Source organism: uncultured Legionella sp. (genome assembly GCF_937871865.1).
Taxonomy (GTDB): Bacteria; Pseudomonadota; Gammaproteobacteria; order Legionellales; family Legionellaceae; genus Legionella.
In genome coordinates this window covers 1-21,023 of record NZ_CALMPD010000298.1, presented here as the reverse complement: position 1 = coordinate 21,023, position 21,023 = coordinate 1, and the positions used below count along the sequence as shown (strand labels likewise).

The following is a 21,023-nucleotide window of genomic DNA, read 5'->3' as shown; positions in this document are numbered from 1 at the left end:
TGATATGTTCTACAGCTTCCTCAAGTGATGCCACTGTTTTAATTGACATCTTGTAGGATAAATACTCGATGCCAAAATCCTCAGTTTTTGCCTGATGCAAGAAATCGGAGGGATAAGATGCTTTAAGTGCTTGGAAACTTGCTGCATCGGCAAAAAGTTCTACTTTTTTATCAGCAAGCAATGCAACCAGTTCAGGTAGCTTATCCAGACAGTGCTCATGAATAACCAAAGTATCTAAAGCATTACAGACACTGACTCGCCTTGTTTTGGCATTTTCTATGATTAATCGCCCCTTCTCCACTGAACCAGTTAAATCAAAATAGGTATGGACGATGCCGGCTCCGGTTTCAATCACCGGGATTTTGGCGTGTTCCCGCACGAAATTGATTAAAGCCTGGCTGCCTCTGGGAATGCATACATCGACCAAAGAAACTGCCCCTAAAAGCACATGAGTCGCTTCTCGCTCAGCAGGTAACAAATAGACTGCATTGATATCAATGCCATGAAGCTGCAGGGCTTGATGAATTAAAGAAACAAAAAAAGCATTGCTGTACTCAGCTTCTTTGCCCCCTTTTAAAATACATGAATTACCGGCTTTAAAACATAAAGCAAATACATCGATGGTCACATTAGGTCGTGATTCATAAATCACCGCGACAACCCCCAGAGGTACTGTAATTTTTTGCAGTTCAAGGCCATTAAGCAGCACTCGTTGTTCTAAAACAGTTCCCACCGGCGTTGGAAGTGAGGCAACCAACGCTACGTCATCGGCTATGCCATTAATTTGCTTTTCAGTAAGCAGTAATCGGTCGTATTTGGGGTCATCCTTTGCCATCAAACTTAAATCTTTGGCATTTTCCTGCAGAATTTGAGGAATTGACTGCCGTAACAAATCAGCCAGACTATTAAGCACTTGTTTACGAAGACTATCATCTAAAAGCGTTAAACTGGCACTCGCCTTTTTAACCGCTTTGATCTGATTCATAACCTGTTCCATTTCGTACGACTCCTAAAAAAGATGCAAATGATCGTAATGAATAAACTCTGGCTGCTCTTTCTGCCCAAGAAAGGCCATTAACTTTTGCGTATCGTATTTGGCAAGTCCCACGCCAATAACATGGCCATCAGGTGAAATAATCTCGACCAGGTCACTCTTTTTAAATTCTCCACAGCATGTGACAATACCTACTGGCAATATACTGATCGCGCGTTTCCCTTCTTTTAAAAGCTCATGCAGACAGGGGTTAATCGAGATAGAACCCATTTTTTTATCACTATTATAGGCCATCCATTTCTTGATATTTGACTTCTTTTTACTGGGCAAAATACAGGTACCAACTGATTCCTGATCTAAAATACGCTTGATTACAGATGGCTTTTCAATGCTTGCTATATGGGTTGTAATGCCTAAAGCGGACATCTTGCGAGCGGTTCCTAATTTACTCAGCATCCCTCCCCGCCCATGCATGCTTTTGACAGCAGATACCTCTGGCCAACCCTCCACAGGATTAATCAACGGTATTAACTGAGTCCCAGGCTCCTCCGGATGTCCGGTATAAACACCATCAACATTACTCAAAATAATTAATTTATCGGCATTCATCTGAGCCGCAATCAGCCCAGCCAATTCATCATTATCAGTAAACATCAGCTCTTCAATAGCCACACTGTCATTTTCATTAATAATAGGAACAATGTTTTTATGCTCCAAAATAACCCGCAACAATCTGGCTATGTTTAAATAATGATGTCTGGTGTGAAAATCCTGCTTGGTCAGCAATAACTGTGAAGCAAGAATATTATGAGCTTTGAACATAGCGGAATACACATGAATTAATTCATGCTGCCCTAAGGAGGCCAAAACCTGCTTTTCTCCCAAAGAGCTGCCAAACTCACGCCCTAGCAGCTGCTGAGCAGTTTTTCGCCCAAAACCTACCGCGCCGGAGCTGACTAAAACCACATGATGTCCGGCTTTCTGCAAGCTAACTATTTGCTCCACCAAATGCAGCATAATGGGTTCATTGGGGGTTCCTTCCGCTGTTAGTATGCTTTGTGTTCCAACTTTAATAACAACTTTCATTTATTGAACCCCATGCTCTATCATCAATCAAGAGGTGTATTTTAAGCCAATAATTGAGACAAGCAACAAGATGAGGAAGAATATTCGAATGAAGGTCACGGGTTCGTGTAATAACACGATTCCCAAAAGCGCGGTACCCAATGCACCGATTCCGACCCAGATGGCATACGCCGAACCAATTGGAAGAATCTGAACGGCCTTAGCTAACAAAAACATACTTCCAGCGAGAGTAATGAGAGTAAATACAGTCGGATTTAGTTTTGTAAATCCCTCGCTGTATTTCAATCCAATCGCCCAGCAAACCTCTAAGGCTCCTGCAATAATTAAATAAACCCAGGCTAATAACATGATATATCCCCTTTAAGATTAATAAAAAGGCGTCGTCTTGTCTTAACCGGGTACGGCGCATCTCGTCCGGGGTATTATTAATTTCTAGCATAGAACCCCAAGGAAGTAAAATAGTAAATTTAAGTATGAAAGCACGCAGCTAATTCTAAACCTATTTTAAACCTAAAGGAGGACACAAGTGCTCTATCAATAGATTAGGAGAACAACTGGCTTGATAAACTCATTAATCAGAACAATCCTTGCTTACATATTGATGAATCCCTCGGATATAGGCAAATTGTTCAGCACCTTGATGGCTGCCACTGAGCGGATAAAAAAAGAAATAGGGTTTATTGCTCCAAGGTGTGGCAATAGCCACACCTTGGATTATTTAGGATCGAATGTTGAAACATTAAGGCATTCGCTCGATGCCCCCTTGCTAATGGGAAGAACAGGCTGAGACGAAAAAAAGGCAGTGGGATTTCGCCCAATCGATATGGAAGTGGGAAGTCTACGTTCCCCCTCTTGAAATGTGAATACCATTTTTGATGCCTCATCATTAACGGGCACTGAATCACATTTCCTAACTAAAGTATCGTGCTCTTCTATAAGTATTTCATTGCCGATATCTGAAGAAAAAATCGCATTATTTTCTTTTTCTGTTTTCAACACATCGGGCTCAGGCGTCGCCAGGGTGCTAGCTAACCACTGTCGGTAAGAACCCGCATCCAATTTCAATATAAAACATTGATTTTTTTTACGTAGGCTTACTTTACTGACGTGTTGGCGTAATGGATTAATAATTTTTTTCAATTGTTCGCCTTGTTCTAACGACAAAGACACATCAGCTTCCCCTGATTCAGGCAGGCGTTCGATGGGAATAAGAGCACGCAATTTCCCTAAAGATTGTGGTGTATATCTTGTCTTCTTTGAAGGCTTATCACGATTTTCAGGGGTTCGTTTACGCTTCATATTCAGTGCAGTGATCGTATTTACTGTTGACGTCAAGCTATTAGCAAAAGGCGATGGCGGCACTGAATTAATATTTTGTTTTAAACTATCATTTACTGAAGCGGTATCTCTCTTCGATGATGTAGTGCTCCTTGTTATCCTTCTGTCAGCCAAAAGCTCCTGCTGGATTTTTAGCAGTTCCTGTTCCACCAAAACCAAAAGATTAGACAACGACGGAACTGGTTGCAATTGATGCTCTCGTGCGTAGTTCACTTGGTTTTGAAAAACATCCACAAGCTCGCTCGCTTTAAAAGGTGATAAACCTTTGGCCTCAAGCATCTCCTTTAATTCCTGTTCATTATGTTCAGGAAGAATGTCAGTCACCACACGTCGTTTTAAAGCAACGCTGACAGCAGGAGCCCCTACCTTTTCAGCAGTCGTGGCAATCAACATAAATCCGGGCTTGAGAGGGCGTTTTTTGTCTGGAGTTTTCCCCATTAACAGATCATTAAGCCATTGTTCCATCACTGGGGAACTGTTCATGTTCTTAAAAAACACCACCGCACCTTCATGAAAGGCTTTCAGCAGCAGATTTTGCTTTTCGATTAATCCCATGCTCACCGGTACAATATAAAATAATTTCCTTTTTAAAGAAGGCTCATCCAACTGATACTCTTGTTTATAGCCTCGTGTCACTAGAGAATGAATCATCCACTCCCCATCCATGTCGGATTTACCTTCAATGAGTAAACCACCCAAACCGCCATATTTTTGCACCTCATTGAGGCCTCCTTCCTGTTCGGTACGCCACTCACGAAGAGCAAGCAGATGAAGCAAATGCTGATACACTGGCTGCCGAGAAGCAGTGACCATAGGATGGACTGAATATAAAGGTTGACTCTCTTTTTTGAATAAATCATCAAAAGCATCTCGCCGCTCTTTGGGTACCAGAGGAAAGGCGATTTGGTAAGCTATAGGGCCAATCAAATCAGCTATCGACTGCTCGCTCCCTTCTTTTAGCTGAACCAGAGCCAATAAAGCCATAGCCTCCAATTCACGCGGGGAAATAAGAATCTCCGTGGTCGAACAATGGCAAATAAAACGGTACAGTTTTAACAGATAAGTACAAATGAATTCAATGTCTTCACCAGCAATCTGAGTTTGCTTGCTAAAAATCGGGGTAATAATTTTTTCTTTAATTACCGTTAAAGGAAGAGGATTAAAAATACGGGCATTTCCGTGGCGATGAATAAATGACGGGATTTTACGCTCGTCACTATAGCTCAACGGATTACCAGCAAAAACAACTCGATGTTCGGCACTAAGCATTCTTACAACACCATTAACCAAGATGCTGGGAGGATTATGAAATAAAGTTTCGAATTCACTCCATTCGCGAGGACTTAAATTGGCCTCATCCAAAAAGAGAATCTTCCTCCCGGGTCCGCTCAACAGCGCCCAGGCTTCCATTTGCTCGACTCCTGAAAACAATGCATCGCCTTCTTGACACAGCTCCCTTTCCACAAAAGTTGATTTACCAACCCCCGAAAGTCCGGTAATGAAAACATAGGGCTGGTGGGCCAATACACCATTCACTATTTGTAGGCGACGTTGTGTAAATTCTTGCGCTGAAACGGATTCATCCAGCGCGTTTAGCAATGAATCATGTGGCAATTTTTGCAGCCCTTGCCAACTCTCATTACTGGATATATTCGGATGATGGGCAATAAATGCTTGCCGGGCACGAAGCCTTGCTAAAGGCTCATGCAAAAATGCCTCCAGTTCTTCAGAGCCTTGGTCAAGACAGTGTAATTTTTCTTCACGGCTGACATTATGTGCGTAAAGACAAGAAGCATAAGCAAAGGGTTCAACGCTTGGCGTCACTAAAATCAAGCGACTCGTTACAGTAGCATCCTGCTGCCGTTTAAGAATCAATGGTGCAAGTGCTGCGCCTAACTCCGCAGAAAAAGTACCTTTAAGAATAATATTTTGCTGCATCTTAAGAGCAGTCAATAATGCCCCATCGAATTGTTTTAATTCAAACGTCAACTCGCCACTATTAAAACGAGCATCCATACGTGTCAGTAAATCATGGGGTTTGCATTCAGAAATATCAATCAGTTGCCAGGTAGAGGCGACACTTAACTGAGCCACGGTAGTATCTACATCGGTACTGATGATAATTTGGGTAAGATGTTTAGAATCCCCTTTCCAAGGAGCCAGATCAATTACTTCATGTACTCTTCTATTTTCCTTATTTAACGGCTCTGGCAAAACAATTCCGAAGGCACAATAAGCGTTTAAGGTAACATTCTGCTCTAGGCATTTAGCAAGAACCATCGCAAAAACATCATCACTTAATTCCTGTGGCACATTGACATCAAGAATTCCTCCTCTTGCTTCTTCTATCAAACCTGGGCAGGGTTCAAGGCTCTGAGTATCATTATAAAGAGAACGATTAAAAAAATCAGAGAGGGTAGCGGGATTAAGAACCAGAGGTACTTCCGATGATAAACCTGAATGCACTGAAACAGCCCGGACTAACAAGGACCAATCATACCCCTCTCTATAACTCAAAGGAGTATTGGCAGGTATACCTATTAATTGCCCACTACGCCAAATGCCTCTTGTTCTTAATTGTTGCCAAAATCGTACAAAACGTTCGTCACTCCATAAACCATTGTGAATTTCAATCGGCAGATGCGTCCTTAATGCTTGAGTCAATTCACCTTCGATATAGGTTAATCCGGTGCGATTGAGCTGCCAGTGCCCTAATAAACGACGTTCCCAATCAGCACTATGATACAGATTGATAATCGTTTTAAGCGTAGGCATATTAGTTGCAGCTGAAATAGGTGGTAATTGCGGCACTTGCTCCTTTAGCCTCTCGCAAGATAATGGACTTTCTTCAACCACATCAAAACCTTGAGGTATATGAGAATGGGTAAGACCAATAAGAAAGAGATGTTCTGGAAGGAGAATACCATCTACTTGGGGGCTATGCGCATTCAATAAACTATCAAAACGCAACAGATCATCACTAGTGAAGCGCTCGTAGTTAATGATGAGTACCGCCCTATGCTGCTGATGGGAGCGTAAAAAATCATAGAGAGGCCCTCCTGGTCCTTTTCTCATCTCTCCTTTATCACCAGTACGGGCAATATAAGAGGCAGAGCAAATGAGCTCCTCTGGGTTATCGACATAAAACACCGCAACAGAAGTATGCGCACCATAAGTTTGTAAAGCATAACTTAAATGATCCACAGCAGCAGGAGATTGCAGGGTAATGAGTCGCTTTTTGGGACCATCAATCCTAAAGCACTGCTGACAATATTCATTCACTGTATTGATAAGTGTTTTTTTAGCCTCCCAGGTTCTAAGCTGTTGTTCATAATAAAGCGCCTCCATGGAGGGAGCACGCATGAGATCAACCAGAGCAGTTTTAAAATATTCATCCTCTGTTTTTGAAAAGAGCCCAAGGACATGGGGCATTAGTTTATGTCTTTGGAAAGGAGTGTACACTTCCAGGCTATGCTGCAGCATTTTAAAAAAATCAAAAGGATGTGCTCTGATAAATGCGATGACTAAATATTTCGTATATTCTTGCACCATTGGATCGTGGTTTATTAGTCCACAAGCCCAGGAAGGAACACCGAATACATCTCTGGATAATATACCGGACAGAGCTTCTTTCGTGAAACCATGGGGCATAGGGAGCTGATCCACTATCTCTCGATTATTGTTAGCTCGACAAAGGAATAACAGCCCACCGTCCCGAAGAAAAGCATTAGGATCGTGAATCAACGCGCCCAGAAAACAGAACTCTATAGCAATTAAATGGCCAATAGATGCCTCTATAGTATGAAACAAATGTTCGCTTTTAACTGACTTGACTCCATCAACATAATTGGGGTCATAGACAGCCCAATCACCGAGCGTATCACGGCGAACCGCTATAGCATGCCAGGGGTTATATAAAATACAATTTTGCCCCTCCTCCAAAATATTTAAGAGAGACTGGTAATTAGTCCCCAGATAATACTGGTTAAGATTAGAGGTGAAATAAAAATATTTTACAGCACTATATAATTCACCAAATAAGCGCTTTAATTCGGCGGACAGGGTCGACTCATCGCCATTCCAATTACCCACACTATCAATAAAGCGCGTCCAATCAGCCGATGACTTAGAAATAAAATAATGCGATAAAGCAAAACAAATCCCCTCAGGGATCAAAGAAATAAGAGCAGGATTTTCTTTTATCAGGGTAAGATACTGCAGCAGTTTTTCTTTAATCATGCTTTGATTTTTTGTTTTATTCGTTCCCTGAAATTTAAAAACTAACTCTTTAGGCTTAGGTATATATTCCCGATGTTGCAGAGGATTATGTGCAGGATCATTAGGTACCCGGATATTCGATGAGAGGGGTGTTGATACTATGTCAGAATCAGAACCAGTATTCATAAATGTAATAGGAGTTTTTGCGAAAAATTTCCTTAACTCATTATCCAAAATCAGATTTTGATACTCCGTCTTCGTTACCACAATGTTTTGTATGTTAGGTGCTGCTTTAAGAAGATTCTTTAAGAACTCAATACCAATTTGAGACATATTCAAATTAAGAACGCGAAGTAAGGGTAACTGATTTGGTTTAAGTTCAAGACTCTGCTTTAAATTCCACTCGCCTAAAATAAGTACTTTAAGATTAGGAGCGGCTTTTATTAACGTTTGCACCATATGTTTTGGATAAGAAATACAAGACAGTAAGGTCAAATGTTTTAGTGAGGGTAAACAGCCCTGCTCAAGAAACAGTTTATCTATCTTTAAATTACTTATGCTCAGCTTTTTAAGTGGTGCCGATTTAAGGGTTCGTGCAAACTCATCTTCTCTTATATGACCGTATCTCATAACTAATGATTGAAGCGACGGGGCTAAATAAAGAGGAGAATTTAAGGTGATTTGCTCAACCTGCAGACAATGAAGATTGGGGAATTGATGAAGAAATTTGTTAAAAAACTCCCCGTCGATCAAATTTCTACTATCAATTATTGATGCAGAAAAAAATATAATTTTTTGCACATTAGGATAAATACCAGTATCTGTAGCAGAACCATTACAAAGAAACTCTTTACTTAAATGAAGCTCTTTAAGCTGCGGAGCAGCCTTTAAAAAATGATTTAATTGTATATTACTAAGATTCTCGTAGGATAAATTAAGAGCCAAAAGATTCGATAATTCAGGCAGTATGGATTCTTCATTGAGCTGAGTACACCCTTTCAAAGAGAGTCTGTTGATTTGAGGCATCAGCTTAAGAAATCGTGTTAAAGAGCTCCAGGTAACCGCACTTGAACTTAAGTCTAAATCTTCAATTTTTGACACATTAGAATGGATACAATCAAAATCCAAAGTAATGTACTTGCATTCAGTGAGATGAAGAATTTTAATATTAGGTGCTGCTTCTAAAATAATTTGCAACTCACTATTTGTGCTATTTGCATCAAATGAAACATTGCTAAGTTCAGAAAGACATCCCTTTTTTAAAACCAAAGCACTGCCTTCTAATCGCGGTAAACGTAAAACTTTAAGTTTAGGGACTGCAGAAAGCAGTCTTTGCAAGTTATGAGGAGAGATGACACTATTAAGCAAAAAAAGCTTTTGTAATACGTTCAATTCACCTGGCTTCAAAAGCAGTTCGTCTTTAATTATCGAGGAATGAAGTGCGAAATGCTGCATATTAGGAGCTGCGCGAAGAAAATTCACTAAACCAGGACCATAGACTGTGCCTGATTGGCTATTTTTAAACGTAGCAACCTCTAATTGAGATAATTCACCTTGCTCGAAAAAACATTCTGCAAATAAATTTATACGGGAGATTGATATAAATTCGCGAAGAAGAGGCAGTTTTTTTAACCTGGCTTCGTCAAATTGAGCATTGGTAGTTAGAAATTTAATGTTAGAAAGTAAAAGCCCTTCTGGAGGATTATCCAGTATGTTATTAGTCTGTTCTCCAGGTAATTCCAGTGCATGAAATTGAGTGGTGTATTTTACGTCAGGCAAGGCCTTTCGCAAAAGTTCAAGCGCCTTCATCTGCTTAACATTATAAGCGGTATCAACAATGCAACTTAGCCTTGGCTCATCTTTACTAATGATGTCTGCCAACCAATGCAACTCATTTACAGCTGCTTGCCGATAGATATATTTAAAATCCAGCTGGCGAGGTAGATTAAAATTGTTTGCGAGCAAGCAATCTATTCGATGATAATCTAAAAGCAGTATTTTGTCAGAACCAATTTTTAATTTATTTTGCGCCTTAATCAAAATTTGTTCTTGAGGAACAGGTCTTATTTGGAGTTGCCCCATATCTAAAATATCCCATGTTTTTTCCAATGGTTTTATAGAGCCAGAACACCAAACATAAAGAGCAAAACCTTGTACCCTTAACGACTTAAGTAATGCGACTACTTCTATTCTCTGACGGACATCCCATTTTCGCCAATCTGTAAGGATCAGTTTCTTAGGGTGTTTCACTGTAGGAGAGGAGGATTCAATCCAGCATGCCTCACCATTAATCATTCTTGCGATATCCAGATTGCCAGTATAATTGTGTGAATAACTGACACTGCTTTGTTTTACTTCATAATAAAATTCTTTAGGTAAGGGCATAGGAATGTCTTGGGAACACAAAATGACCACATTGTAGCATATAAATAACCTAAATCCGTATTATGCACCGCTTGTATAATATTGCATCCAATATTGACCTCATATAAAATCGTTAATTCCAGCTATTGACAAATATCAAGCCAGTTTGTTATTTTAATTAATCACGAGACATAATTTAATCAATTTACTATCAGCATGAAGCAGAATCCCCCTAAAAAAAGCAATCAACTCGTTGCAGATACTGATGTAACTCTTTTGCTATGCTGTCATTTTTCCTCCATAAAAACTCGTACAGTGATTATTATTTTGCCCTCATTCCCCTAGAGCGGTCAGCTGTTGCCATATTCCGTACCCTCTAGGGAGGTAAAACGGATTACTGAGATGTCAACAGAACTTAAATATGAGGTTCAAAATGCGTTACCCAAAGAACAATTATTTCCCTTTTTTAATGTGGTTATTTCCATTATCTTTTTTTGCCTTTCAATTCATGCTGCGCTTGTGGCCTGGCTTAATGATGCAGGAAATCATGACCCAATTCGCCATTGATGCCGGTAGTTTTGGGCTTCTTGCTGCATTTTATTATTATGGGTATGCGGGAATGCAAATTCCCACGGCCTTACTACTTGATAAGTTTGGCGCCAGAAGTGTACTGTTTGCCTTTGCTCTCCTGTGTGGCATCGGAGCTCTCCTCTTTAGTTACACCAATAATTTCTATTTGGCCCTATTAAGCCGATTGATGATAGGGGCTGGTTCAGCAGTCGGATTTCTTGGTGTCTCAAAAGTAGTCTCAGAATGGTTCCATAGTGCGCATTACGCCAGAATGATCGGTTTTTCCTTTAGTATCGGACTCTTAGGTGCGATATATGGCGGGAAACCGTTAACTCGATGGATCCAGAGTTATGATGGAGCGCAAGTGGGATTTGCCCTGGCGTTTATCGCCATGACTATAGGCCTGTGTTGTTATTTGGTGATTCGTCAACCGAAAATAGTTGGACAAAAACAAGAAAATAAAATCACATTCTCTCAGCTGTCCACTCTATTTTCATCAGGTATTATCTGGACTCTGGCCTTCGCTAACTTATTAATGGTAGGTGCTTTGGAAGGATTTGCCGATGTATGGGGAGTCCCCTATTTAACAACTGCTTATGGTTTTGATAAAGCAGAAGCTGCATCACTGGTCTCCTGTATCTTTATCGGCATGCTCTTTGGTGGACCAATACTAGCCCTGCTGAGTAAAAGAGCAGGTAATTACGGAGTTATTGGTGCTTGCGGAGCAGGTCTGGCCATTGCCTTTGCACTCCTTCTCTCTAATGTCTTTACCAGCAGTTGGTCATTGAGCATCCTCTTTTTTACCATAGGCATCATGTGTTGCTATCAGGTCATCGTCTTTGCGGCAGGTTCTGCTCTTGTTTCTCCTCAACAATTGGGGGTTACCGTAGCCTTCTTAAACTGTATCAATATGCTGGGAGGTTCTTTTTTCCACACTCTGATAGGAAAAATAATGGATTTATCCTGGAATGGTACATTAAACCAGGAAGGCATCAGGCAATACAGCCTCGAACATTTTCAGCATGCATTAGCACTAATACCTCTTTGCGCTTTAGCTGGGATGTTTCTTATAGTTATTATCCAATTTAAAGTAAAAAATAAGACAACGCTGAAACCAACACAACTGGATTCTCTGGCGTAAACATAAACCAACACTATACATCTTAACTCACCTTACGCATTTAAGGTGAGTTATCATCGAAACGATTTCATTCGATGATAAGGTATAAATCTCCAGACTTATTTGAGATCAAAAAGATTGCTTAGCAAGATGTCCTTTTTTTCGCGGAAGATCACTTTATGTTGAATGATTTTAACGTTACTATTCAAGATGAGAGTTTTTTTTGTTTTGATTTAAAGTTCGTACTTCCGCATCAAAACTTGGAACTCTCACCATTCTAAGTGATGTGTTGAATTAAATCGGAACTAATAAACATAAGGATATGTAATGAACGTTATTTCTAATACATTTTATTGTATTGCGTTTTATTTTCCATTATCAGCAATGGCAGAGGTAATTGTTGGCCCCGATGAAACTCGTACTACACCTATAGTACAATCATCAGGAGACATCACGCGCATTCTGGATAATGTTACAGTCGACACCTCGGGTACTAATAGTCACGCAATTTTAGCGACCAATGGCAGTATTAGTTTAGAAGGCACTAATATCAATGTTATTACCTCGAATACAACGAACAATTGGGCTTACGGAATTTATGCGTTAGCAAGTTCCGGGGCTTCAGTTTCTATAACTAGCAGCGGTGTTTCTCCAACCATTACCACATATGGTAATACATCATATGCTGTAATAGCATCTGGCCGAAATGCTAACGGATTAGAGTCTTTTAATTTTGATGGCATTAATCTTTATACTCATGGCCTGAGCTCTGCGGCAATCATGCTTAATAATGCCGTCGGTGTGATTAAAGACGCCTTTATTCAAACAACTGCCAGTCGTATTACTGGAACAATCATTGGGGCTTATGGAATGAACCCTCAAGAGAACTCTGTTCTTTATGCATCCAATGTTCGCATTGATAATACCGGGGATTATGGGACAGGTATTTTTACAACAGGAACACTGATAGCTGACCATCTTAATATCAAGACGGGTGGTTATTCTGCTTTCGGTTCGAATACGCAAACTACTGGCAACACGACTATTAATAACTCCGCCATCCAAACCTACGGTGAAGTTGGTCACGCGATTCGCCTTAGCGGTACTAGCTCAGAAATACCCTTATTTTCGGGGGAAGATCTCATATTAGAAACCCACGGCTATTCCGCCTCAGGAGTTGTTACCTTTAATAATTCACAAGCGGATATTAATAATGCTGCCATAAAAACGTTCAATAACGCGTCTTCAGGTTTATATGCTTATCAATCGAACTCAATTATTAATGCGTCGCAAGTGACTATCGAAACACAAGGAACAGGATCATATGGTGTGATCGCCAATTCAGGAGGAACAATAAACATCACTGACTCTAATATACTAACCAATGGCACCAATTCTGCTGGCCTTTATGTGGCAGGTTTAAATCTAGATCCTATTTTAACTACAGCAACGGCTGTGAACACTGTAATTGAAACATTAGGCTCCGAATCTGCTGCGCTGACTATATTTAAAGGAGGAACGCTAAACATTCATAATGTTCGCGCGATGGCATCTGGATCTCTTTCTCCAGGACTAGCTATAGGCTCCGATTCTGATTTTGCTAATATTGTTTTTGCAACTAACAGTAGTATCATTAGTAAACATGATGCAGGAGTTCGAATCACAGGTGGGATTAGCCAAATTAATTTAGACTCCACTTTCGTTCAGGGCGCTTCTTACTGGTTGAATGTTGGAATTACTGCCGTTCCTTCCTCCTTAATTTTAGAGCAGCCAGGTGACGACGAAGGAGTCGGAGCTTCTCTTTTTTTAGCAACTGAAACGCCGCAAAAAGAGGACAATAACCCACTCGTTGCTCCAACACCAATTACAACCAATATTTTTGCCAGTAACACAACACTTATTGGTGGTGCATTTACTTCCGAAGGCGCTCTATCAAATGTAGAACTAAGTAATGGTTCCACCTGGAGTATGACCGCGTCCTCGAATTTGACAAGATTAGTTAACACAGCAAGTTCAATTATTTTCTCTGCGCCACTTAATAATCTTTATAAGACTTTAACAGTAAATAATTATGCAGGAGGAAATAGCTTTATCCAACTTAACACATTCTTACAAGCGGATGATTCTCCTACGGATAAATTAGTCATTGACGGAGGCAGTGCTACTGGATCAACTGGGCTTGCCATCAACAATCATGGAGGTTTAGGAGCATTGACCCAAGGCAAGGGAATTTTACTAGTAGATGCAATTAATAACGGTACAACAGCTAACGATGCGTTTTTCTTATCACATGAGGTCATTGCCGGCCCGTATGAATACACCCTGCATCGTGGCGACACAGATGAAAATTGGTATCTAGTATCAATGCAGGAACCTGAGCCTCCAACTCCAACTCCAACTCCACCCCCAAATCCTAAACCTGATTACCGCCGAGAAGTCTCCCTAAATTCAGCAATTCATTCTATGGCCCTAAGTTATAGTCGTGCAATATTAGGAACGTTCCACCAACGCGTGGGAGCTGAAGAGCTGGATAGAAAGGTCAATAATGTGGCTAGGATTGTAGATGGAAGTTGGCTGCGAATAGTTAATCATCATAATACCATCAAAAATAACGGTATTTTTGATGAGGGGCCTAATTTTAAAAACCATTTAACAGCTTTGCAGCTGGGTGTAGATTTACTTCAACGAGAAAACGGAGCGGGACATCGTGATTTTGCTGGTTTATCGGGAACCGCAGGTAAAAATAAGGGGGATGTAGAACATTACACGGGACTTTATGCCGGACAGGTTACCTTTGATGCATACGGTATCGGAGCTTATTGGACCCATTTAGGCCCAAATGATTGGTATATTGATGCTGTTTTCCAATCCAATCACTATAAACCTAAATCGAATTCAGGAAGGGCCTTATTAAATTCTTCCAGTATCAAGAATTATGGTGGTTCCTTAGAGGGGGGCTATCCTTTTAAAATCAACCCTCGTTTAAATATTGAACCTCAAGCTCAAATTATCTATCAACAACTTTCAGGTACGAAAGCAAATGATATCGCGGCGAACATCCATTTGGATCGTACTAATTCCTTGGTGGGCCGTCTAGGGACTCGTTTCGCATGGGATTGGTTATTTAATAATTCAGAAAACATGCAATCTCCCAAATTACGTACCTGGCTAACCACAAGTGTGTGGCACGAAGGTAAAGGAAAATCTACCACAACCTTTTCTTCGGCTGACGGGTTGGTGCCTTTTACTTCAACATTGGCCGGCACTTGGTTCGAAGCGGACTTAGGTATTACGGCACAAGTCAATGATCGAGTCGCGCTGTACGGTACCTTAGCCCATGAAACCTATTTGAATGGTCGGGGGAAGGCTTATGATGCTATAGTCGGCGTTCGAGTTAGTTTGTAACTAAAGCTACGAAACATGGGTGACCTTAGAGCATATCCGAAAATCGGAAACATAGATTGAACCAGGATTGTGTGGATTATATTTGACCACTTAGGTCACCAGAACACGCTCTAAGACTAGGTACATCAGAGCAATTCATAAAAAATGAATTCCATATGCCTTGCAAGACAACCCTATCTACTGGAGACTCAATGCCTCCAGTATTCTTTCCTTATTTCTGTCTATCTAGCCAGGATGAAGTCGATGAATCATGACATAGATAAAAGTCAATTTAATCCATACTTCAGCAGGTTCTTCATAATGTTCATAATCTTGCTCACCCTCATTCAAATGGGCTTGATTGATCACATTACATACAACAATACAGAGATGTAGGCAAGATTTCTTAACTTCCTCAAAATAAACAGCTCAGTTTTAGATATTATAAAGCCCTCTCTGGACATTGAGGGTGAGTTTATTGAGTTCGTAACACCAGGCGATAAACTAACATAAGCAGCTAATTTTTTAGACATACCGGGCAGCATCATTAATATCAGATGATTGTAAAATCACCCGACTTTGTAACATTTAAAATAAAAATAATTCTGTCTTGTACCGTTCCTTGAGGCACATCAATAACCTGATAGCCACAAGCCTGATAACCCTCTTTTACAGCATGATAGGTTTCTATCGCTTCCTGAAAATCCTGCTTTCGTTCAGTATCATGACAATATATCTCTTGCCAGGGAGGAAAAACGAAGGCGACAGGATTATATCGATATTGGCTTGCTTGTTTCAGCACGTCAGAAGTAACCCCACCACAAAAACGATTGGTGTAACTGTATAAATCAGGTATTCCTCGATCAAAAAATACAGTATCCTCAACAGACAGCATTCGATTAAAATCATTGATGGAGTCATGTAACATTAAATCAGTGTAAGTTACCCTGTCACCGTTATGTGTTGCATTACCCCCGGTGGCATTTTGTCTGCGAATAATAGCTCGTGCTACCTCCGCAACAACCAGATGCCCTTGGCGTTCAAGCTCATCCAATACCGTAGTTTTTCCGGCTCCAGGTCCACCTGTAAATAAGAAATAATTTGTTTTTTGAATAGTCATGGGGTTTGATTAGCCTGTTCTATATCATTGCCAGCAATTTGCGCAATATTAAGTTCAATATTTCTGGAAATAACATCAAGGTTTAATCCATTATCACAAATCTTGAATGGCTCCTCTAGCTCTTCAGAAAGAATTTCCAGACCCAGCAAAACATAGACGATCATCAACATCATCGGAATAATTAAAAAACCAAAATTTTCGACCCAGCCAAAAGGAAACATTAAAGAATAAAACAATAATGCCTGCTTCACAAAAAAGGCAAACGCAGGAGGTATTCGAGTATTTGCTATACGCTCACAGCCCCCAGAACTATCAATCAACACCGCCAGATGATTCTCAAGCAAGGCGCATTGTTGTACTCGATCCCGACTTCCATCACGAAATGAATTAATAATTTGATACATGCGTTGCGCCACCAGCACTACTGGTTGCTGCGCTTTATAATCAGTAATACCCAATGAATCTAATTCTTCTTTTAGCAAACGTTGATCTTTACGTAAATTCGCTTTAATGATAATGGGTAACTTTTCCAGTAATTGACAAAAATCCGGATGGTGCCTCAGGCCGAAATAAGCATCAAATTTCATTCCCAGGTTGCGGCAATTATTTACGATTGCTCCCCAAAGCGTACGCCCTTCCCACCAGCGATTATAACTGCTGTTTACCCTGAAACTGATAATAATAGTTAAAATAAAACTGAAAATAAGATGAAATTGACCAAGACTATAACCTGATGCATTTTGAAAGAAGGTACCTATTACGATGGCATATAGAGTTAATACCAACATTATTGGCATTAATTTCTTAAACACTTTTTCTTTATAAAATAAAAACAAATGAGGAACCCATGTTAAAAGAATATGGGATTTTTTAGCCATAAGCTCTCCAAAATAAATGAATAGGTTTTAGGTTCTATGAACCACATCTCTAACTGACTATTGAAAAAAGAGTAGATACTGCAAGATAAACGTTCATTAAAGGCAGTATCTACAACATTACATGTTAACAGTCCCTAATAAAATCCATTATCTGGGAGATATGTTGAATAATCAAATGATAGTTTAAAGAGAACATATCAGGGTACGGTACCTGAAAAACAGGTACCGTATAAAGAACTCAGAGATTAATCATCTTGATGGCAGGCTTTAAATTTAGCGGCAACTTTCTCTTCCAGCTTTGTCATCATATCTTGAAGAGTCGTTTTTTGTGCTGGAGTCAGCAGACCATAAATCTGAACTTTAGTCATCACTTTTGCTTTAATCATAGCTCCAATTAATGTTACTTTCTGATTGACTAAATCATCCAGTGCCGCTTGATCCACAGTAGGTGCATTCATTTGCTCATTAATTTTAGTATCCAGAGCATTCATTTTGTCACCTAAATCTTTCATGGTCGCTTTTTGTTGTTCCATAATCGGTTTAAGCTTGGCTTGTTGCGCATCATCAAGCTTTAATTCCTGCAACATCTTGTTTAATCCTTCCCCACAACCCCAAGAGTCAGAAAAAGCAGACTGGCTAAGCGCCAATGAAAAAGCACAAGCAACTATCCATAAAAATCTTTTATACATGATTTATTTCCTTATAAAGTTAAACTCGTAGATGATTATAGACCCTATTTTGGAAAATAGTAGGAAATTAAATCAACTGTTTGCGTATATTTGTGACTTTTGCTGTGCCACAGAAAGGTGTTCCATATCAGGCAACTGCTGTTGCACAAATTGCTTTAGAGCCAATAAAGGATGAGAAGCAAAAAAGCGATTGTGATCAGCTAATAATAAATCCAAAGAAAATGCCCAATCTCTTGCCATCTCTTGTGTTTTAGAAGACATCAGCGAGACCAATGGTAAATTTTCTTTTTTTGCATATGAAAGAATTTCTTCCACCGCTGCGTTATTTTTTTGTGAAAAAGCGATATCAAGCGCAGTCTCACCCTTAGAGTTTTTATGATACAAATTAGCCTTGTTCTCTAATAGCAAGCGAAACAACTCCCTGTTTTTTCGAGTTGCAGGAGAAAGACATGAGACAAGTAAGGGGGTGTATTGTTGCTCCGGCTCAACCTGGTTCACATCGAGATGATTAGAGTGCAAGAGTAACTTCACAACAGGCAGGAAGCTACTTTGGCATGCCATATAAAATGGGGTAACTCCATCCTTACTTTTTTTATTTATCTCAATCTCAGGATGCTCTACTAATAGCTTAACTGCTCCCATCACTCCATGTTGGCATGCAATAAAAAGCGGTGTATCTCCATTTTTTTTCTCTGCCTTGTTTGCCTCAATACCTGGACAAGCTAATAAGAGCTTAACCACATCAACAAACCCATTGTGGCATGCGATAAACAGTGGGGTCTCTCCATCCTCATCTGCTTCATTTACCTTAATGCCGGGATAAGCCAATAAGAGTTTTACCACCGCAACATGACCATTTGCACATGCAACTAAAAGAGGAGTGGTCTTATTATTGTTTGCTTTATTTACATCAATAGTGGGATGAGTTAATAATAATCTAATCAACCTGACATCTCCTTTTGCACATGCAGTGCTAAGTAATGTCTCTCCATGTTCCCCAGCTTTATTTACCTCGATATTCGAATGTTCCAAAAAGAGTTTAACCATCTCACTATTACCATCCTGACATGCAAGACGGAACAACTTGTCGTTATCTCGCCCTTCTGTTATCCAAACAGGAGAATGCTCTAATAATAACTTAATAGCCTTACTGTCTCTTCTTTGGCAAGAGATATAAAGAGGAGTACTCCCATGTTTATTAACTTCATCTACCTTAATGTCGGGATGAGCTATTAATAATTGAATCGCCTTTAAATTTTCTTTTTTACATGCGATATGAAGCGGGGTATCTCCATATACTGTATCTGCTTTATTGACTTGAATAGCAGAACGCCCTAATAATAGCGTCATCGTCTCAATGTCTCCTTTCTGACAGGCAACATTAAGCGGAGCGATCCCATGCTCATTGGCCTTATTTAGATCGATGTCAGGACGAGCTGCTAATAATTTAATGATCTCAATATGCTCTTTTTGGCAAGCGATATAAAATGGGGAAACACCACAGTACGCGGTATCATTAACCTTGAGCTCAGGATAAGCTGATAATAACTGCACCAATTCAACTACCCCATTTTGGCAGGCGATATAAAGTGGAGAGACTCCGTGTTTATTTACCTTATTTATGTCAATACCGGGATAGCCCAATAAGAGCTTAGTCACTCCAACATGCCCTTGCTCACATGCAAGCAGAAGCAATGTGCTGCCATCAAGGGATGTCTGATTAATATTGACAGATGGAGCCATCAATAATCGTTCGACGGCCTGAACATGCCCATTTTGGCAGGCAATACGCAATAAGCTACCGTTTTTTAGGTTGATGCCTGGGTGATCTAATAAGCGTCTAACCGCTTCAACACGCCGATTGTTGTGAGCGATAAGAAGCGGGGAATACCCCTCTTTATCCACCTTGTTAACGTCAATACCCGGACTATTAAGCAGTAAATCGACAATATTCATATTCCCATTTTCAATTGCAATCATCAAGGGTGCAAAGGCATGAACCGCGCCAGACTTATTAACGTCAAGATCTTTGATTTTAAGAAGAAAAGCAACGTATTCTTCATTTTCCTTGTGCACAGCAGAGGCAAGCAGGCCATGCCCATAGCCTGTAACCAGATTGTTAATCAAGAAGCCTGAATCGTTAAACTGACATAACAAATCCTTTAAATTCTCAGTATGTTCATTAAATAGATATTTAATGCATTTGCTTTTCCTGGGCTGGCATGCAACAAAATCAATAGTATCTAATTCGAATTTAGTAAAGAATTTTCTGATAAGCCGTGGTTCTTTGCTGAGAAAATGTTCAAATATAACTCTTTTGTTCTTATCCGTGAACACTGCATCGAGAAGCGTTAGGTTATTAAACTCAGGCAGTGGGAGCCAGCGATAATGAAGTAACTCTTCAAACTTAAAGAATACCCCTAGAAACGACTCAGTAAACCGGTTTAATAAACCGCTTGCTTTGTTGATCAATCCCTCTTTTTTACTTAATACTTGCGTGGCCGATAAAAACTGGGGCTGTTGTGGTGACGCTGGCAGTGGTAGCGATAATATTCGTGAGGGTATGGGCTGCGGAATGCCCTTTATTACTGCCAGGGCTGACTGCTTGTTCTTCTTCTTTTTCGCAATAGAAGGCAATTTTTGCGCGCCTTTATTATTCTCATTCTTATTGTCACAAGCCTTATTAGATATCTGCAGTGTTATTTTGGTTTCAGGTTGGGACTTGTTAGGCTCGGCTTTATTGGGATGACTCTCTAGATCTACGCTTGGGTTCAGTATCTTGCCTTGAGAAGAACGATACCTTGCTTGATACTCCGCAAAGCTTAATGGGAGAGTTGCCTTTAATCGTTGATTAAATACCTCTTCTGCCATTTGATGTTTGCCTTGAGCCAAGAGGCCATCCACTTGCTTTTTCCAATCGTCTACTGTGGTTTTAACCGACTGCTGCACTGTTTTGGTGGCTTGCGGTGTTTTTTGATTCGCCTGGTCAATGATTTTTTTAATTGGAGCAAGAAGATGCGGCAAGTCATTGACTTTATCTTCCACAACAATCAAGGCTTTTTGCGTCCGGGTAAATGCAGTTAAGACGCCATTGAAGTCTGGTGCATAGGCAGGACGGGCCTCACCAGATTTCGCTCGATTCACATTCACTTTTTCAGATGCTTGCCCCAATAAGGTATTCGCTTGTTTAAAATACGCCCGGTCAAACAACTGATAACCAATAACACAAGGAGACTCCATGCCCTTAACCTGCTTCGGAGTC

10 protein-coding genes and 1 riboswitch are annotated in these 21,023 nt (G+C 40.2%); of the genes, 2 read left to right on the top strand and 8 right to left on the bottom strand.

Going from position 1 to position 21,023, the window contains the following annotated elements; genetic code table 11:
• From Q0495_RS16135 to Q0495_RS16120, 4 genes are all read right to left on the bottom strand, one after another.
• The coding region (locus Q0495_RS16135) for a glutamate-5-semialdehyde dehydrogenase (protein WP_298628181.1) at nucleotides 1-985 on the bottom strand (985 nt) is incomplete at its 3' end.
• A gap of 24 nt (nucleotides 986-1,009) precedes the next feature.
• Complete coding sequence (proB, locus tag Q0495_RS16130; protein ID WP_298628178.1) at nucleotides 1,010-2,080, bottom strand: glutamate 5-kinase; 1,071 nt, start codon at nucleotides 2,078-2,080, stop codon at nucleotides 1,010-1,012.
• A 27-nt stretch (nucleotides 2,081-2,107) separates the two neighbouring features.
• Nucleotides 2,108-2,428: a multidrug efflux SMR transporter gene (locus Q0495_RS16125; protein ID WP_298628175.1), complete on the bottom strand. Its 321-nt coding sequence runs from the start codon at nucleotides 2,426-2,428 to the stop codon at nucleotides 2,108-2,110.
• Nucleotides 2,429-2,454: 26 nt separating this feature from the next.
• Nucleotides 2,455-2,515, bottom strand: a riboswitch (guanidine-III (ykkC-III) riboswitch).
• A gap of 279 nt (nucleotides 2,516-2,794) precedes the next feature.
• Entirely contained in the window at nucleotides 2,795-10,021 is a 7,227-nt protein-coding gene (locus Q0495_RS16120; protein WP_298628173.1) for a hypothetical protein, read from the bottom strand.
• Between the two features lie 412 nt (nucleotides 10,022-10,433).
• Here Q0495_RS16120 and Q0495_RS16115 point away from each other — a divergent pair, with 412 nt between their 5' ends.
• Together Q0495_RS16115 and Q0495_RS16110 are read left to right on the top strand one after the other, a co-directional pair.
• A complete protein-coding gene (locus Q0495_RS16115; protein ID WP_298628171.1) occupies nucleotides 10,434-11,711 on the top strand; it encodes an MFS transporter in 1,278 nt (425 codons plus the stop codon).
• 306 nt (nucleotides 11,712-12,017) lie between these two features.
• On the top strand, nucleotides 12,018-15,095 hold the full coding sequence (locus Q0495_RS16110) for an autotransporter outer membrane beta-barrel domain-containing protein (protein WP_298628169.1): 3,078 nt from the start codon (nucleotides 12,018-12,020) through the stop codon (nucleotides 15,093-15,095).
• A gap of 532 nt (nucleotides 15,096-15,627) precedes the next feature.
• Here the strand turns inward: Q0495_RS16110 and Q0495_RS16105 are convergent.
• The 4 genes from Q0495_RS16105 to Q0495_RS16090 all read right to left on the bottom strand — a co-directional run.
• Entirely contained in the window at nucleotides 15,628-16,194 is a 567-nt protein-coding gene (locus tag Q0495_RS16105) for an AAA family ATPase (protein WP_298628167.1), read from the bottom strand.
• Nucleotides 16,191-17,072 (bottom strand): bestrophin family ion channel, encoded by an 882-nt coding sequence (locus Q0495_RS16100; protein WP_298628165.1) that lies wholly within the window; start codon nucleotides 17,070-17,072, stop codon nucleotides 16,191-16,193. Before Q0495_RS16100 ends, Q0495_RS16105 begins: the two co-directional genes overlap by 4 nt.
• Nucleotides 17,073-17,317: 245 nt before the next feature.
• Nucleotides 17,318-17,761, bottom strand: coding sequence for a Spy/CpxP family protein refolding chaperone (locus Q0495_RS16095; RefSeq protein WP_298628164.1), 444 nt, complete (start codon nucleotides 17,759-17,761; stop codon nucleotides 17,318-17,320).
• A gap of 72 nt (nucleotides 17,762-17,833) precedes the next feature.
• On the bottom strand, nucleotides 17,834-21,023 hold a 3,190-nt coding region (locus Q0495_RS16090), incomplete at its 5' end, for an ankyrin repeat domain-containing protein (protein WP_298628161.1).

What these genes read in the sequence shown, in the direction of transcription:
- proB (WP_298628178.1), bottom strand. Translation starts at nt 2,080, where the DNA reads ATGAAAGTTGTTATTAAAGTTGGAACACAAAGCATACTAACAGCGGAA.
- Q0495_RS16125 (WP_298628175.1), bottom strand. Translation starts at nt 2,428, where the DNA reads ATGTTATTAGCCTGGGTTTATTTAATTATTGCAGGAGCCTTAGAGGTT.
- Q0495_RS16120 (WP_298628173.1), bottom strand. Translation starts at nt 10,021, where the DNA reads ATGCCCTTACCTAAAGAATTTTATTATGAAGTAAAACAAAGCAGTGTC.
- Q0495_RS16115 (WP_298628171.1), top strand. Translation starts at nt 10,434, where the DNA reads ATGCGTTACCCAAAGAACAATTATTTCCCTTTTTTAATGTGGTTATTT.
- Q0495_RS16110 (WP_298628169.1), top strand. Translation starts at nt 12,018, where the DNA reads ATGAACGTTATTTCTAATACATTTTATTGTATTGCGTTTTATTTTCCA.
- Q0495_RS16105 (WP_298628167.1), bottom strand. Translation starts at nt 16,194, where the DNA reads ATGACTATTCAAAAAACAAATTATTTCTTATTTACAGGTGGACCTGGA.
- Q0495_RS16100 (WP_298628165.1), bottom strand. Translation starts at nt 17,072, where the DNA reads ATGGCTAAAAAATCCCATATTCTTTTAACATGGGTTCCTCATTTGTTT.
- Q0495_RS16095 (WP_298628164.1), bottom strand. Translation starts at nt 17,761, where the DNA reads ATGTATAAAAGATTTTTATGGATAGTTGCTTGTGCTTTTTCATTGGCG.